Source organism: Streptomyces sp. NPDC054841 (assembly GCF_053611045.1).
Map to the genome: position 1 here is coordinate 1 of NZ_JBSGZO010000202.1, position 14,830 is coordinate 14,830.

A 14,830-nucleotide genomic window follows, 5' to 3' on the forward strand; every position below is an offset into this window, starting at 1 on the left:
GAGCCCGGACCCCACTGATCGGCGATCATCGTAACCGCCGATTCACATAGACACCCAATCGGGCGTATGGCTATTCGGCAGTGGCGAGTGTTGCCACCAGGACGGCCTTGATGGTGTGCATTCGGTTCTCGGCCTCGTCGAAGACGACCGAGTGGGCGGATTCGAAGACCTCGTCGCTGACTTCGAGTTCGGTCAGGCCGTGGCGCTCGTGGATCTCGCGGGCGACCTTGGTGCCCAGGTCGTGGAAGGCGGGCAGGCAGTGCAGGAACTTGACGTCGGCGTTGTTGGTGGCGCGCAGGACGTCCATGGTCACCCGGTAGGGGGCGAGGGCCTTGATGCGTTCGTCCCAGACCTCCTTGGGTTCGCCCATGGAGACCCAGACGTCGGTGGCGATGAAGTCGCAGCCGTCGACGCCTTCGGCGATGTCCTCGGTGAGCGTGATCGTGGCGCCGCCGGCCTCGGCGAGCCGGTGGGCCTGCGCGACGACCTCCTGGGAGGGCCAGTAGGCCTTGGGGGCGACGATCCTTACGTCCATGCCGAGCAGGGCGCCGGTGACCAGGTAGGAGTTGCCCATGTTGAACCGGGCGTCGCCGAGGTAGGCGAAGACGATCGCATCGCCGCCGTTGCCGCTGCCCTTGCCGATGCCCTTGCCGCTGTGTTCGGTCATGGTGAGCACGTCGGCGAGCATCTGGGTGGGGTGCCAGTCGTCGGTGAGGCCGTTGAAGACGGGTACGCCGGCGTGTGCGGCGAGCTCTTCGACGGCGGCCTGGCTGTCCCCGCGGTACTCGATCCCGTCGAACATCCGGCCGAGCACGCGGGCGGTGTCCTTGACCGACTCCTTGTGGCCGATCTGGGAGCCGGAGGGGTCGAGGAAGGTCGTCGAGGCGCCCTGGTCGGCGGCGGCGACTTCGAAGGCGCAGCGGGTGCGGGTCGAGGTCTTCTCGAAGATCAGCGCGATGTTCTTGCCGCGCAGCCGCTGGACCTCGGTGCCGGCACGCTTGGCGGCCTTGAGCTCGGCGGCCAGGTCGATCAGGCCGCGGAACTCGTCCGCCGTGAAGTCGAGCTCCTTGAGGAAGTGGCGGCCTTCGAGTTGTGTCGCCATGGTGGCTGCTCCTGGGTCGCGAATGCGGGGACCATGGAATTCTATACACACTCCCGTATTGCTATTCACTGAGGGTGGGCGGCGTCCCGCTCCACGGGACAGCTCATGCAGCGGGGGCCGCCGCGGCCCCGGCCGAGTTCGCTGCCCGGGATCTCGATGACCTCGATGCCCTGCTTGCGCAGGTGGGTGTTGGTCGTGACGTTGCGTTCGTAGGCCACGACGACCCCCGGCTCGACGGCGAGGACGTTGCAGCCGTCGTCCCACTGCTCGCGCTCCGCCGAGTGCACGTCCTGTGTCGCCGTGAGGACCCGGATGTCCTGCAGCCCGAGGGCGGCGGCGATCGCGCTGTGCATGTGCTCGGGCGGATGGTCGGTGACCCGCAGGGACAGGGCCCGCTCGCCGGCGGCCGGCTCGATCGTGTACGAGCGCAGCATGCCCAGGCCCGCGTACTGGGTGAAGGTGTCGTGGTCCACCATCGTCATCACGGTGTCCAGGTGCATGAACGCCCGTCGCTTGGGCATGTCGAGCGCCACGATCGTCCGCGCGGAGCCGGCCGCGAACAGCCCTCGGGCGAGCATCTCCACGGCCTGCGGGGTGGTGCGCTCGCTCATGCCGATCAGTACCGCGCCGTTGCCGAGGACCAGGACGTCGCCGCCTTCGATGGTGGAGGGATAGTCGTCCTGCCCCTCCGACCAGTGGTGGAAGCCGCCCGCCTCGGGGCCGGTGAACAGCGGATGGTGCTTGTAGATCGCTTCGAAGTGCACGGTCTCGCGCCGGCGGGCGGGCCAGCGCATGGCGTTGATGGACACGCCGTCGTAGATCCAGGCGGAGGTGTCGCGGGTGAAGATGTGGTTGGGGAGCGGGCCGAGCAGGAAGTCGTCCAGGTCCATGACGTGGAAGCGCACGGACGACGGCTCGGAGTGACCGGCGAGGAACTCCCGCTTGGTCATCCCGCCGACCAGCGCCTCGACCAGCACGCCGGTGTCCATCTCGTCGAAGGCGGCCCGCAGATGGTCCGTGGCGAGCGGGCCGTACTCCTTCTCGTCGAAGACCCGGTCCAGGACGAGCTTCCTGGCGGCCGGGATCTCCAGCGCCTCGCGCAGCAGATCGCCGAAGAGATGCACCTCGACGCCGCGGTCGCGCAGGACGTCGGCGAAGCCGTCGTGCTCCTGGCGGGCACGCCGCACCCAGAGCAGGTCGTCGAAGAGCAGCGCGTCCTTGTTGGTGGGGGTGAGCCGCTTCAGCTCCAGATCGGGCCGGTGCAGTATGACCCGGCGCAGGCGCCCGGTCTCGGAGTCGACATGGAATCCCATGCCCCCATCCTCACCGTCCGGACACCTCTTCACCCGGCGAACGGCCGTACCGTCTCCAGGCGTATCTCACACTGGGCCGCCGAGAGGAGTGCCTCGACTGCGAGCTCGCGGACGAGGGGTTCGCTGCCGGAGAGCTCCGGCAGCGCGGCACGCGTCCCACACCGCCGGGGCCGCGGCCGGGCTTCGGCTCGGCACAGGCGTCCAGCGCCGGCTCGTGGTCCGCGACGGCAGTCCAGCCGGTGGTCGCACCCGTCTCGTCCCCCCGTGCGCATGCTGTGATCACTCGCCCGGATCCCGCTGTCCGGGCAAGTGATCACACCTTACGAGGAGGCACTGACAACGCCTCCCCGTAAGGCGGCAGGGACACGGACAGGGACAGGGACAGGGGGCTACAGCCGGGGGTCGACCGGCTCGGACTCCAGCGCGAGCACCGCGAACACCGCCTCGTGGACCCGCCACAGCGGCTCGCCGTCGGCGAGCCGGTCGAGCGCCTCCAGGCCCAGCGCGTACTCGCGCAGCGCCAACGACCGCTTGTGCCCGAGGAACCGGCTGCGAAGCCGGGTCAGATTGTCCGGGCGGGTGTACTCGGGGCCGTAGATGATCCGCAGGTATTCCCGGCCGCGGACCTTGATGCCCGGCTGGACGAGCCGGCCCTTGTCGTCCCGTACGAGCGCCTGCAGGGGCTTGACGACCATGCCCTCGCCGCCCGTGGCGGTCATCTCCAGCCACCAGTCGACGCCGGCGCGCACCGACTCCTCGTCGCCCGTGTCGACGACGAGACGGCGGGTGGTTTGCAGCAACGCCGATCCGGTGGCCGTTCCTGTCGCGGTGTCCGCCTCCACCAGCCGGTCCAGCCAGGCCAGTTGTTCGTCGTGGGGCACGGCGGCGAGGGAGCGGCCCTGGACGGCGAGGATCTGGAACGGCGCGAGACGCACCCCGTCCAGGCCTTCGGTCGTCCAGCAGTACCTGCGGTACGCGTCGGTGAACGCGGCCGCGTCCGCGGCCCGTTCGCGCTGCCGCTGAAGCAGTGCGTGGACGTCGAGGCCGCGCGCGGCGGCTGCTTCGAGGGCGGCCGTGGCGCCGGGGAAGACCGCGCCGGAGGCGGCGCCCACGGCCGCGTACTGCTTGCGCAGCAGCCCGGATGCCTTGAGGGACCAGGGCATCAGCTCGGCGTCCAGGAGCAGCCAGTCGGTCTGCAGTTCCTCCCACAGCCCCGCAGCGGTGACGGCGGCGCGCAGCCGCTGGAGGATCTGCTCGGTGACGTCGGGCTCGTCGAAGAAGGGCCGGCCGGTGCGGGTGTGCAGGGACCCCGTGGCGCCGTCCGCACCGAAGCGTTCGCGCGCCACGTCCGCGTCGCGGCAGACCAGGGCGATGGCGCGGGAGCCCATGTGCTTCTCCTCGCACACGACCCGTTCGACGCCGTCCGCCTTGTACTGGGCGAACGCCTCGGCGGGATGCTCCAGGTAGCCCTCCTCCTGTGAGGTCGCGGTCGGTGCCATCGTCGGCGGCAGGTAGGCGAGCAGCCGCGGGTCGACCGCGAAGCGGCTCATGACCTCCAGCGCCGCCGCGGCGTTCTCCTCGCGCACCGCGACGCGCCCCATGTGGCGGGTCTCCACGACGCGTCGGCCGTGGACGTCGGCGAGGTCCAGGGGGCGGCCCTGGTGTCCGCCGGGTGCCTCGGTGGCGAGCGGCTTGGCGGGCTCGTACCAGACCTTTTCGGCGGGTACGTCGACGAGTTCGCGCTCGGGCCAGCGCAGCGCGGTCAGCTTTCCGCCGAAGACGGCGCCGGTGTCCAGGCAGATGGTGTTGTTGAGCCAGGAGGCGGTGGGCACGGGTGTGTGGCCGTACACCACAGCGGCCCGGCCGCGGTAGTCCTCGGCCCACGGGTAGCGCACGGGCAGCCCGAACTCGTCGGTCTCCCCGGTCGTGTCGCCGTACAGGGCGTGCGAACGGACCCGGCCGGAGGTGCGGCCGTGGTACTTCTCGGGCAGTCCGGCGTGGCAGACCACCAGCTTGCCGTCGTCGAGGACGTAGTGGCTGACGAGTCCGTCGATGAACTCCCGTACCCGTTCGCGGAACGACGGGTCGTCGGCGTCCTCCCGCTCCAGCTGTTCGATGGTCTCGGAGAGTCCGTGGGTGTGCTGGACCTGCCTGCCCTTGAGCCAGCGTCCGAGCTTGTTCTCGTGGTTGCCGGGCACGCACAGGGCGTTGCCGGAGGCCACCATGCTCATCACGCGGCGCAGCACACCGGGGCTGTCCGGGCCGCGGTCGACCAGGTCACCGACGAAGACGGCGGTGCGTCCCTCAGGGTGTGCGCCGTCCACGTATCCCAGCCGGGCGAGCAGGGTGTCCAGCTCGGAGCGGCAGCCGTGGATGTCGCCGATGATGTCGAACGGTCCGGTGAGATGCCGCAGGTCGTTGAAGCGCTTCTCCAGGACGACCTCGGCCGCGTCGGCCTCCTCGGCGCTGCGCAGGACGTGGACCTTGCGGAAGCCCTCGCGCTCCAGTCCGCGCAGGGAACGGCGCAGCTCGCGCCGGTGCCGCTGGATGACGTGGCGGGGCATGCCGGCCCGGTCGGGTCGTGCCGCGTTGCGTTCGGCGCACACCTCTTCGGGCATGTCGAGGACGATCGCGACCGGCAGCACGTCGTACTGGCGGGCGAGCTGGACGAGCTGGCGGCGGCTCTCCTGCTGGACGCTGGTGGCGTCGACGACGGTGAGCCGGCCGGCGGCGAGGCGCTTGCCGACGATGTAGTGGAGCACGTCGAAGGCGTCACCGCTCGCGCTCTGGTCGTTCTCGTCGTCGGCGACCAGTCCGCGGCAGAAGTCCGAGGAGATCACTTCGGTGGGCTTGAAGTGCCGGTGGGCGAAGGTGGACTTGCCGGAGCCGGTCGCGCCGACGAGGACCACGAGGGAGAGGTCGGGGACGGGCAGTGTGCGGGTGGTGGTGGTCATGCCGCCTCCACCTCCTTCGTGGTCGTGGTGAATACGGCCATCTGGGTCGGCGGGCCCACTTCGGGGTCGTCGTCGCCGACGGGTGTGAACTCCACTGCGTAGCCGTGCCGTGCGGCGACCGACTCGGCCCAGGCGCGGAACTCCTCGCGGTTCCACTCGAAGCGGTGGTCGCTGTGGCGCACGTGCCCGGCGGGCAGGGTCTCCCAGCGCACGTTGTACTCGACGTTCGGCGTGGTCACGATCACCGTCCGGGGGCGGGCGGAGCCGAACACCGCGTACTCCAGGGCGGGCAGCCGCGGCAGGTCGAGATGTTCGATGACTTCGCTGAGTACGGCGGCGTCGTAGCCGGCGAGCCGCTTGTCGGTGTAGGTGAGCGAGCCCTGGAGCAGGGTGATGCGGCCGGACTGCCGCTCGCCCATGCGCTCCAGCCGCAGCCGGCGGGCGGCGATGGCCAGCGCCCGCACGGACACGTCGACGCCGACGATGTCGGTGAAGCGCACGTCCTTGAGGAGTGCCTGCACCAACTGGCCCTGTCCGCAGCCCAGGTCGAGCACGGTGGCCGCGCCGGCGGTGCGCAGTGCGGCGAGGATGGCATCGCGGCGCTGCTCGGCGAGCGGCACCGGCCGCTCGTCGGTGTCGGTCGTCTCGTCCACGGCGTTGTCGACGTCCTCGACCTCGAGGTCGTCGCTCTCGGCCAGCCGCAGAAGTTCGAGGCGTTCCATGGCCTGGCGGGTCAGGCTCCAGCGGCGGGACAGATAGCGGCTGGTGATCAGCTTCTGCTCGGGGTGCTCGGACAGCCAGCCCTCGCCCGCCCGCAGCAGTTTGTCGACCTCGTCCGGTGCGACCCAGTAGTGCTTGGCGTCGTCGAGGACGGGCAGGAGGACATAGAGCTGGCGCAGCGCGTCGGCGAGCCGGAGTTCGCCTTCCAGTACCAGGCGCACGTAGCGCGAGTCGCCCCATTCCGGGAACTGTTCGTCCAGTGCCACGGGCTCGGCGTCGACCGAGGTCCAGCCCAGCGGCCCGAACAGCTTCCGCACCAGTTCGGCCCCGCCGCGGGCGGGCAGCGCCGGCACTTCGATCCGCAGCGGCAGTGGGCTCTGTGCCCGCTCCGGCATCGCGGTGCACACGCCGCGCAGGGCGCTCTTGAAGACGGTGCTCATCGCGACCGAGAGCAGTGAGGACGCCGCGTACGGCCGGTCGTTGACGTACTGCGCGAGCGCGGAGTCGGGTGCTCCGCCGCGGCCCTTGCCCTTGCCGCGCCGCACCAGCGCCACCGGATCCACCTCCAGCAGCAGCGCGGCCGTGCAGCGTTCGACGGAAGCCTCGGGGTAGAGGACATGCGCCGTGCCGTGGGAGGTCGAGAACGTCTGCGCCTTGTCGGGGTGCTTGTGCAGCAGAAAGCCCAGATCCGTGGCGGGACGCTCGGGGGTGCCGGTCGTACTGATCGTCAGGAACACATGTCCGAGTATTGCCTACCCTGCGCCCTTGCGACCAGGCGTTTTCGTTATGCGCCGGTGCCGGTGAGGGCCGCCGACAGCGCGGCGATACGGTCCGGTCCGACGCGGCAGCATCCGCCCACCAGCCGTGCCCCCGCAGCAGTCCAGCCGGGCGCCCTGGCCGGGTCGAAGGTGGCGCCGCCGCGCCAGGTCCCCGCCGTGGCGTCCCACTGCTCGCCGCTGTTCGGATAGACGACGACGGGCTTGCCCGTCGCGCCGGCCGCGAGCACCACGGCGCGGTCGGCGTCCGCGGGCTCGCAGCAGTTGACGCCGACGGCGATCACCTGGTCGTTGCCCGCGGTGAGGGCGAAGGCCGCCTTCAGGTCCTGGCCGGCCCGGGTGCGCCCGCCCGCGATGGTGTACGAGAGCCACACGGGCAGCCCGCAGTCCTCCGCGGCCCGCAGCAGCGCGACGGCCTCGTCGGTGTCCGGCACGGTCTCCAGGGCGAGCGCGTCGGGGCGGGCCGCCGCGAGGGCCTCGATGCGGGGCCGGTGGAAGGCCTCCAGCTCGCGCACGGTCAGCCCGTACTGCCCGCGGTACTCGCTGCCGTCCGCGAGCATCGCCCCGTACGGTCCTGCCGAGGCGGCGACCCAGACCTCCCGGTCCGAGCGCTCCGCCGCGGCGCGGGCCAGCTCCACGCTGCGGGCCAGAAGTGCCGCGGTCTCGTCGGGGCCCAGGCCGCGCCGGGCGAAGCCTTCGAACGTCGCCTGGTAGCTGGAGGTGATGAGCACCTGTGCGCCCGCCCGCACATACGCGGTGTGGGCGGCCTCGATCCGGTCGGGGCCGTCGGCGAGCAGCCGCGCCGACCAGAGGTCGTCGGACAGGTCGCAGCCCTGCGCCTCCAGCTGGTTGGAGAGGCCGCCGTCGAGGACGAGCGGCCCTTCGGCGAGGGCGGCGGCGAGGCTGCGGGCGGGCTTCACGGAGGCTCCCGGGGCTGGGGCGTGTCTTTTCCTGCCGGGCTCGTGCGTCAGTTCAGCTGGGACTGGACCTGGGCGGCGATGAGCTCCAGGTGGTCGAGGTCTGCGAGGTCGAGGACCTGCAGATAGACGCGGGAGGAACCGATCTCGCCGTAGCGGCCGATCTTGTCGGTGACCTCGGCCGGCGAGCCTGCCAGGCCGTTGGCCTTCAGCTCCTCGACGTCGCGTCCGATGGCGGCGGCCCGGCGGGCGACCTCCGCGTCGTTCCTGCCGACGCAGACGACGAGGGCGTTGGAGTAGACGAGGTCGTCCGCCTTGCGTCCGGCCTGCTCGGCGGCGGCCCGGACCCGGTTGAACTGCCGGTCGCTGTCCTCCAGCGATGCGAAGGGAATGTTGAACTCGTCGGCGTACCGGGCGGCCAGCCGGGGGGTGCGGATCGCCCCGTGCCCGCCGATGAGCACCGGGACCCTTTTCTGCGCGGGCTTGGGCAGCGCGGGCGACTCCTCCAGTTGGTAGTACGTCCCGTCGTAGGTGAACGTGCTGCCGGCCGGGGTGCCCCACAGGCCGGTCACGACGGCCAGCTGCTCCTCCAGCCGGGCGGACCTCTCCTTCGGGAACGGGATGCCGTAGGCCTTGTGCTCCTCCTCGAACCAGCCCGCGCCGAGGCCGAGCTCGATTCGGCCGCCCGACATCTGGTCGACCTGGGCGACCTGGATGGCCAGCACGCCGGGCAGCCGGAAGGTGCCGGCGGTCATGAGCGTGCCGAGCCTGATCCGCTTGGTCTCCCGGGCCAGCCCGGCCAGGGTGATCCAGGCGTCGGTGGGGCCGGGCAGGCCGTCGGCGGAGCCCATGGACACATAGTGGTCCGACCGGAAGAACGCCCCGAAGCCAAGGTCCTCGGTGGCTTTGGCGACGGTGAGCAGGGTGTCGTAGCTCGCCCCTTGCTGGGGCTCGGTGAAGATTCGAAGATCCATGCATCCATCCTGCACCGTTGTTCGTGCGTCAACCTCACGGTGCGCTGTTGGTGCGACGCGGACGCGGCAGGGCCGGATGAAGGGCCGTCAACCGGGCGGGCGGGTCGTCCCGCCGGTGGCCGGGACCGGGCGCCGGCCGTCGGTCTCGCGGAGCCGGACCGCCCCGGCGGCGCCAGGACCGGCCGGCGCCCCGCGCAGGTACTCAGGGCGGGCTCGTCGCCGAGTCCGCCGGGTCCGGACGGCCGGGGTCGCGCACGCGCTCGCGGTAACGGTCCCGGTCCCGGTCGGGGGCAAGGTCGCGGTCGCGCAAGGAGAGGCGGCGGAGCATCGCACGCACGCGGTCGCTCGATTCGTCCGCGGCGTCGATCGCCTCGATGCACTGCCAGTACAGGCCTTCCTCGTCCGTGGCGCATGCGACGCCGACGAGCGCCATGCCCACCTCTCCGAGGAGGGTGCTCAGCGCTGTCAACGCCCGGCGCGGGTCGGCGACTTCGCTGAGCTGTGAGGCTCTCAGGCAGCCGGTGCGCAGTACCTGAGGATCGACCATCGCGCCGCTGCGCCCGCCGGCCTCGCTGAGGCCGCGGGCCTCGCCTCTCAGCTCCTGTGGACCGCGGGCCGCCAGGAGGCTTCCCACCGCCTGGGCGAGGGCCTGCGCCTGCCAGGCTTCCGCCACGACGTCCAGTGCGGCGCGGCACTCCGCCAGCGCCCGCCTGCCGACCGCGATGAGCCGCTCCGCATCCATGTACGCCGCCCCCGTTCATACGACTTTCTGCCCACTGACTCACTACCCAGAGTGAAGGCACCCCAGACGAAAAGCCAGGGGAATTCGGAAATCTGTGGACAGGAAGCCGACTGGGGAAAGATCAGTCACTCCGTAGAGTGACGATGCGGTTGTGACGGTCCGTCCGACGGCCTCTCGGCCGGGGGGAAGCGCAGCTCGTTCCGGTCGATCTTCTCGGAGAGCGCGGTCAGCGCGTCGACGCCGAGCACCTCGCAGAACTGCAGCAGATACGCGAGGACATCGGCGACCTCGTCGGCCACCCGGTGAGCCTTCGCCGGGTCGTCCATGACGCGCGCGGACTCCTCCGGGGTCAGCCATTGGAAGATCTCGACCAGTTCCGCCGCCTCGACGGTCAGCGCCACCGCGAGATTCTTCGGCGTGTGGTACGGCTCCCAGTTCCGGGCCGCCGCGAACTCGGCCAGTCTGCGCTGCAGTGCCTTGACGTCCAGTTCTGTCACGGCACCAGGTCTACCACCGTCACACCCTCGATCCCGCGCGCGGTTTCGGCGTCGCTCACCGCACCCACCAGCCGGAGATGTCCGCCGGCGCTGATCGAGGCCGCCAGTGCGGCCAGTTGGCGCGCCTGGCGGCGGTCCAGGCAGCGGTCGAAGCCGTCGGCGAGGACGGTCAGCGACTGCAGGGCGCCGGGGACCTCCGCCGCCTGGTCCACGGCCAGCACACCGGGTCCGGTGAGCAGGACCAGTGCGAGGGCGAGGAATCGCAGTTCGCCGTCGCCGAGCCGACCGAGCGGGGTGCCCAGGCCGCTCGCGGCCCGGCCGAGGACCGCGCGCACCGTCCCGTCGGCGAGTTCCTCGACGCCCACGTCGGCGACCGGGCCGGCACAGCCCGCCCGGGCCGCAGCGGTGAGCCGCGCATGGCGTCTGGCGCACTGACTGCGGGTGCGGTGGAGCACCGCCGCCAGGTTGTCGCAGCCGTGCCGCAGGCGACCCTCCCCCGGCGGCACGGGCTCCCGCATCCGCTGGGGCTGCGGATCGCAGGGGAACACCGACCGCAGCGCCACCACCACCTGCTCGGCGGCGGCCAGCACCCGCCGCTGTCCGTCCGTCTTGCCCGCGACGCGCAGCGGCAGCAGTGCCGTGCCCAGCCGGTCGTCGGGCAGCGGGGCGCGGGTGACCCGGGCGGCGCCCGCCGTGTGCCAGGCGGCCTGCACGCAGGTGCGCCCGGGGTCGCGCAGTGCCGTGCTCAGCAGGGTCTGTCCGTCACTGGTCAAACGCTCGCCGACGATGCGGAGTTCCGGCTCGGCCTGGACGGCGAGATCGAGCTGTACGGGGCCGGCCGGGCCGTCGACCGTACAGCCGAGCCTGAATCCCCGTCTGCCCTGGGAGTCCCCCTCCGCACCTTCGGGAACACACCCCGCGGGATCCGGGAACACCTCGCCGATCCCGGTGCCCGCGCCGAGCCGGGCCAGTGCCTCGTAGGCCCGCAGCGCGCTCGACTTGCCGCTGCCGCTGGGCCCGGCGAACAGGGTCACCGGGCCGAGGGGGAAAGTACCTGCGCGATGCGACGCGAAGGCGGAGAGGCGCAGTTCGGTGACCGTGGGGCGGGTGCTGAGTAACTCCATGCGGCAGACGCTACGCAGCGCGCCGTACGCCGAACCGTTACGCCTGAAAGGGCTTCCTACGAATGAGGGACGGCCGCCGCGGCGACGCCCTCGACCTCCGTGCCGACCGGTGCGAGCAGGAAGACGTTCCGGTCGACCCGGTGCATCCCGCTGCCGAGCCCGAAGACGACGCCGCTGCTGAAGTCCAGGATGCGCTTGGCGACTTCGGTGTCCGCGCTGGTGAGGTCCAGCAGTACCGGGACCTGCGCGATGAGGTGCTCGGCGACGTCGCGCGCGTCCGCGAAGACCTGCACCCGCAGGACGACCATCCGGCGCTGCTCGGCGGTGGCGCCGGCGTCCGGGTCGGCGAAGGCGTCCCGCGGGATCGTGCGATGGTCGATTCTTGACGGCCACTCGTTACGACCGCGCAGCGGGACGACCTGCGCCAGGCCCTCCCATTGCTCGTCGGTGACGTCGTACCTCTCGTACCTGCTCATGGGACCATCTTCGCGTCCCTCACTCATTCGGCCCAACAGCGACACGAGGGGACGGGCCTCGGTTCTCGAAGCGGTGGCCCATGCCGGGGGCCGTGACGAGATGCCGAGGCTGAGATGCCGCGGATGCGAGAGCGAGGATGAAAGGGGTCGAGGACGCCTGTCGGGTGAGGCCCCGTCAGAGGGTCCGCCGTACCCCCGCCTGGTGTTCCAACGCCGGTGCGATGCCGGCGACTTCACGCCCGCCCACTGTCGATCGTCAGCGGATGGCCGTAGCCCGGCATCTCGGTGGTCTCGGTGAGCTCGGTGACCGCGCGCTCGTTGCGGTCCTGCGTCGTGCAGGAAGCGTGCGCGTCGGCGAGGGCCCGGCGCGCGGGGCCGGAACGCCTCGCGAGAGCGCGGCCTGCCCGGGATCAGCCCGTGGGGTGCAGCGCGCGACGCAGGGTGGTGACCGCCTGGGTGATGGCTCCCTCGGCGGCGTTCGTGCCGCGCAGGGCGTTGAGCATCACGAAGTCGTGGATGATGCCCTGGTAGCGGGTGGCGGTGACCGGTACGCCGGCCTGGCGGAGCTTGTTGGCGTACGCCTCGCCCTCGTCGCGCAGGACGTCGGCCTCGGCGGTGATGACCAGGGCCGGCGGCAGCCCCGCGAGCTGTTCGGTGGTGGCGCGCAGCGGGGACGCGGTGATCTCGGCGCGCTGCGCCTCGTCCGTCGTGTACTGGTCCCAGAACCACTGCATGCCGTCGCGGCGCAGGAAGTAGCCCTCGGCGAACTGCCGGTAGGAACCGGTGTCGAAGGCGGCGTCGGTGACCGGGTAGAACAGCACCTGCTGGAGCAACGGCACATCGCCGCGCTCCTTGGCGAGGAGCGTGACGGCGGCGGTCATGTTGCCGCCCACCGAGTCCCCGGCCACGGCGATGCGCGCCGCGTCGAGCCCCTTGGTCGCGCCCGCCGACACGACCCAGCGGGCCACGGTGTAGCTCTGCTCCAGGGCCACGGGGTAGCGGTGTTCGGGGGAGAGGTCGTACTCGGGGAAGACCACCGCGGCCTGCGCGCCCACGGCAAGCTCACGCACCAGACGGTCATGGGTGTGGGCGTTGCCGAACACCCAGCCCGCACCGTGGATGTACAGGATCACGGGCAGCGTTCCGGTGGCCCCGGAGGGCCTGACGATCCGGGCGCGGACCGAGCCGGTCGGGCCGCCCTCGACGGTGATCCACTCCTCGTCGACGGCGGGCTTGGCGATCTCACCGGACTGCACCTCGTCGACGGCCTTGCGGCCCTCCGCCGGCGGCAGGTCGAACAGGAACGGCGGATTGGCCGTGGCGGCTGCGAACTCGGCCGCAGCGGGCTCCAGTACGGGTGCCTCTGGTGTGTACGCGTCGGACATTCTGCTCTCTTCCTTGCAAAGGGCTGGTTCTGCGAGGCTAGCCAGACCGCCTGCTCCCTCCGGGAACGCCGGTTTTCCCTCAGCGCACAGTTCCGCCGCGCTCGTGGTGTCCGCAGATGTGCAGCGTCGGAACAGCCCAGGGCACCGCCGGACAAGAGATTCCGGCAACTGCGCCATAGCTTCGGATGGCCGGCGACGGACCCGTCGCTTCGAGCACCAACTCGCCCTCCGAGGAGAAGAACCCGCATGCTCGACATCACCGCCGTGCAGGCCGCCCCCAGCCCCGACCTGCTGACTCCGGACAACGCGATGATGCTGTTCGTCGACCATCAGCCGCAGATGTTCTTCGGCGCCAACAGCGGGGACCGGACCTCCGTCGTCAACGCCACCGCCGGACTGGCCAAGGCCGCACGTGTCTTCGACGTCCCGGTGGTCCTCTCCACCGTGGCCGCCGAGTCCTTCTCCGGTCCGATCCTGCCCCAGTTGCTGGAGGTCTTCCCGAAGCACGAGGTGATAGACCGCACCACGATGAACGCGTGGGAGGACCCGGCGCTGGTCGAGGCGGTGCGGGCCACCGGCCGTCGCAAGATCATTCTTTCCGGGCTGTGGACCGAGGTCTGTCTGGTGCTTCCCGCGCTGTCCGCGTTGTGCCAGGGATACGAGGTCTACGTGGTGGCTGATGCCTCGGCCGGCGTCACCCCGGCCGCGCACGAGCATGCGCTGCAGCGCATGACCGCCGCCGGGGCCGTTCCGGTGACCTGGCTCCAGGTGCTGCTGGAGCTGCAGCGCGACTGGGCCCGCGGCGAGACGTACGCCCCGGTCCTGGACGTCGTCAAGGAGCACGGCGGCGCGTACGGCATGGGTGTCGTGTACGCCCAGAGCATGATCAGCCCGAACGCCGCCGGCTGACCGGTGCGATCGGGAACCGACTCGGGGAGCACGCCATGACCATCGGTCTTCTGATCCTCCGTGTGGTCGTCGGACTGCTCATCGCCGGTCACGGAGTCCAGAAGGTCAGCTTCCGGCTGGGAGGCCGCGGACTGGACGGCGGCATCAGGGAGTTCCGCGACGACGGCTTCCGTGGCGGGGCGCTGACGGCCCTCGCAGCGGGGGCCGGGCAGATCGGCTCGGGCCTCTTCCTCGCCGCCGGAGCACTCACACCGCTCGCCGCCACCGTCGCGATGGGGGTGATGACGGTCGCGCTCACCGTCAAGTGGCGCCACGGCCTCTGGGTGCAGAACGACGGCTACGAGTACCCCCTCGTCCTGATCGTCGTCGCTGCCGTCCTGTCCGCCACCGGTCCCGGGCAGTGGTCCGTGGACGCCGTGCTGGGGCTTCTTCCCTGGGCGGGCTGGTGGGCGGCAGCGGCGGTGACGGCGGGGGTGGGCAGTGGACTGGTCGTACGACTGCTCCTGCACCGCAGCGGACCTTCGACAACGACGCACTTGAACGTACGAACGGACACCGGGAGTCGGCCATGACCACGGACACCACCACCATCGCACCGGCCGAGTCCCAGCCGCTGCTGCATCAGAAAGGCCATGAGATCCAGGCGTTCGGGACGGTGAAGCAGCTCCCGATCGGTCTCTCGCACGACGCGCGGCTGTACTCCTGCCAGCGCCTCAACCAGCTGCTCGCGAACACCCAGATGCTGTACGGGCTCTACAAGAAGCACCACTGGCTCATGCGCGGCGCGACCTTCTATCAGCTGCACCTTCTGCTGGACAAGCACGCCGGAGAGCAGCTCGCGCTCGTCGACGCCCTTGCGGAGCGGGTCCAGAGCCTCGGCGGCGTGGCCGGCGGTGACCCGCGGCACGCCGCCCAGATCGCCACCCTTCCCCGCCCCCCCG

General features: G+C 71.1%; 14 protein-coding genes. 3 read left to right on the top strand and 11 right to left on the bottom strand.

Annotated elements, in window-relative coordinates; genetic code table 11:
- Positions 1-70 precede the first annotated feature (70 nt).
- The 11 genes from argF to ACWGI8_RS24760 all read right to left on the bottom strand — a co-directional run bounded on the left by argF (position 71) and on the right by ACWGI8_RS24760 (position 12,980).
- Positions 71-1,102: an ornithine carbamoyltransferase gene (gene argF / locus ACWGI8_RS24710; protein ID WP_453664018.1), complete on the bottom strand. Its 1,032-nt coding sequence runs from the start codon at positions 1,100-1,102 to the stop codon at positions 71-73.
- Between the two features lie 65 nt (positions 1,103-1,167).
- Complete coding sequence (locus tag ACWGI8_RS24715; RefSeq protein ID WP_453664020.1) at positions 1,168-2,415, bottom strand: arginine deiminase; 1,248 nt, start codon at positions 2,413-2,415, stop codon at positions 1,168-1,170.
- Between the two features lie 389 nt (positions 2,416-2,804).
- Complete coding sequence (locus tag ACWGI8_RS24720) at positions 2,805-5,369, bottom strand: polynucleotide kinase-phosphatase (RefSeq protein ID WP_453664021.1); 2,565 nt, start codon at positions 5,367-5,369, stop codon at positions 2,805-2,807.
- The gene (locus ACWGI8_RS24725) at positions 5,366-6,826 is read right to left on the bottom strand and encodes a 3' terminal RNA ribose 2'-O-methyltransferase Hen1 (RefSeq protein WP_453664023.1); all 1,461 of its coding nucleotides are present in this window, start codon (positions 6,824-6,826) and stop codon (positions 5,366-5,368) included. The genes ACWGI8_RS24720 and ACWGI8_RS24725 overlap by 4 nt, the downstream gene beginning before the upstream one ends.
- A gap of 47 nt (positions 6,827-6,873) precedes the next feature.
- Positions 6,874-7,785: a homocysteine S-methyltransferase gene (gene mmuM / locus ACWGI8_RS24730; RefSeq protein WP_453664025.1), complete on the bottom strand. Its 912-nt coding sequence runs from the start codon at positions 7,783-7,785 to the stop codon at positions 6,874-6,876.
- Positions 7,786-7,832: 47 nt separating this feature from the next.
- Positions 7,833-8,756 carry an LLM class F420-dependent oxidoreductase gene (locus ACWGI8_RS24735; protein ID WP_453664026.1) on the bottom strand — a complete coding sequence of 308 codons (924 nt, stop codon included), beginning with the start codon at positions 8,754-8,756 and terminating at the stop codon, positions 7,833-7,835.
- A 202-nt stretch (positions 8,757-8,958) separates the two neighbouring features.
- Positions 8,959-9,498 (bottom strand): DUF6099 family protein, encoded by a 540-nt coding sequence (locus ACWGI8_RS24740; protein WP_453664028.1) that lies wholly within the window; start codon positions 9,496-9,498, stop codon positions 8,959-8,961.
- Between the two features lie 125 nt (positions 9,499-9,623).
- Positions 9,624-9,995 carry a nucleotide pyrophosphohydrolase gene (locus tag ACWGI8_RS24745; RefSeq protein ID WP_453664030.1) on the bottom strand — a complete coding sequence of 124 codons (372 nt, stop codon included), beginning with the start codon at positions 9,993-9,995 and terminating at the stop codon, positions 9,624-9,626.
- A complete protein-coding gene (locus tag ACWGI8_RS24750; protein WP_453664032.1) occupies positions 9,992-11,119 on the bottom strand; it encodes an AAA family ATPase in 1,128 nt (375 codons plus the stop codon). The genes ACWGI8_RS24745 and ACWGI8_RS24750 overlap by 4 nt, the downstream gene beginning before the upstream one ends.
- A gap of 56 nt (positions 11,120-11,175) precedes the next feature.
- Positions 11,176-11,595, bottom strand: a complete 420-nt coding sequence (locus tag ACWGI8_RS24755) for a cell division protein SepF (RefSeq protein WP_453664033.1) — start codon at positions 11,593-11,595, stop codon at positions 11,176-11,178.
- A gap of 410 nt (positions 11,596-12,005) precedes the next feature.
- Positions 12,006-12,980 (bottom strand): alpha/beta hydrolase, encoded by a 975-nt coding sequence (locus ACWGI8_RS24760; RefSeq protein ID WP_453664035.1) that lies wholly within the window; start codon positions 12,978-12,980, stop codon positions 12,006-12,008.
- A 246-nt stretch (positions 12,981-13,226) separates the two neighbouring features.
- On the opposite strand from ACWGI8_RS24760, the gene ACWGI8_RS24765 reads away from it, so the two are divergent.
- The 3 genes from ACWGI8_RS24765 to ACWGI8_RS24775 all read left to right on the top strand — a co-directional run.
- Positions 13,227-13,889 (top strand): hydrolase, encoded by a 663-nt coding sequence (locus tag ACWGI8_RS24765; protein ID WP_453664037.1) that lies wholly within the window; start codon positions 13,227-13,229, stop codon positions 13,887-13,889.
- A 35-nt stretch (positions 13,890-13,924) separates the two neighbouring features.
- Complete coding sequence (locus ACWGI8_RS24770; protein WP_453664039.1) at positions 13,925-14,461, top strand: DoxX family protein; 537 nt, start codon at positions 13,925-13,927, stop codon at positions 14,459-14,461.
- Positions 14,458-14,830, top strand: a 373-nt coding sequence (locus ACWGI8_RS24775; protein WP_453664041.1) for a Dps family protein, incomplete at its 3' end; no start/stop codon positions are given. The genes ACWGI8_RS24770 and ACWGI8_RS24775, both read left to right, overlap by 4 nt.

Excerpts from the sequence above, each read along its gene's own strand:
- ACWGI8_RS24755 (WP_453664033.1), bottom strand. The coding sequence starts at position 11,595 with ATGAGCAGGTACGAGAGGTACGACGTCACCGACGAGCAATGGGAGGGC.
- ACWGI8_RS24750 (WP_453664032.1), bottom strand. The coding sequence starts at position 11,119 with ATGGAGTTACTCAGCACCCGCCCCACGGTCACCGAACTGCGCCTCTCC.
- argF (WP_453664018.1), bottom strand. The coding sequence starts at position 1,102 with ATGGCGACACAACTCGAAGGCCGCCACTTCCTCAAGGAGCTCGACTTC.
- ACWGI8_RS24720 (WP_453664021.1), bottom strand. The coding sequence starts at position 5,369 with ATGACCACCACCACCCGCACACTGCCCGTCCCCGACCTCTCCCTCGTG.
- ACWGI8_RS24765 (WP_453664037.1), top strand. The coding sequence starts at position 13,227 with ATGCTCGACATCACCGCCGTGCAGGCCGCCCCCAGCCCCGACCTGCTG.
- ACWGI8_RS24735 (WP_453664026.1), bottom strand. The coding sequence starts at position 8,756 with ATGGATCTTCGAATCTTCACCGAGCCCCAGCAAGGGGCGAGCTACGAC.
- ACWGI8_RS24770 (WP_453664039.1), top strand. The coding sequence starts at position 13,925 with ATGACCATCGGTCTTCTGATCCTCCGTGTGGTCGTCGGACTGCTCATC.
- ACWGI8_RS24740 (WP_453664028.1), bottom strand. The coding sequence starts at position 9,498 with ATGGATGCGGAGCGGCTCATCGCGGTCGGCAGGCGGGCGCTGGCGGAG.
- ACWGI8_RS24760 (WP_453664035.1), bottom strand. The coding sequence starts at position 12,980 with ATGTCCGACGCGTACACACCAGAGGCACCCGTACTGGAGCCCGCTGCG.
- ACWGI8_RS24715 (WP_453664020.1), bottom strand. The coding sequence starts at position 2,415 with ATGGGATTCCATGTCGACTCCGAGACCGGGCGCCTGCGCCGGGTCATA.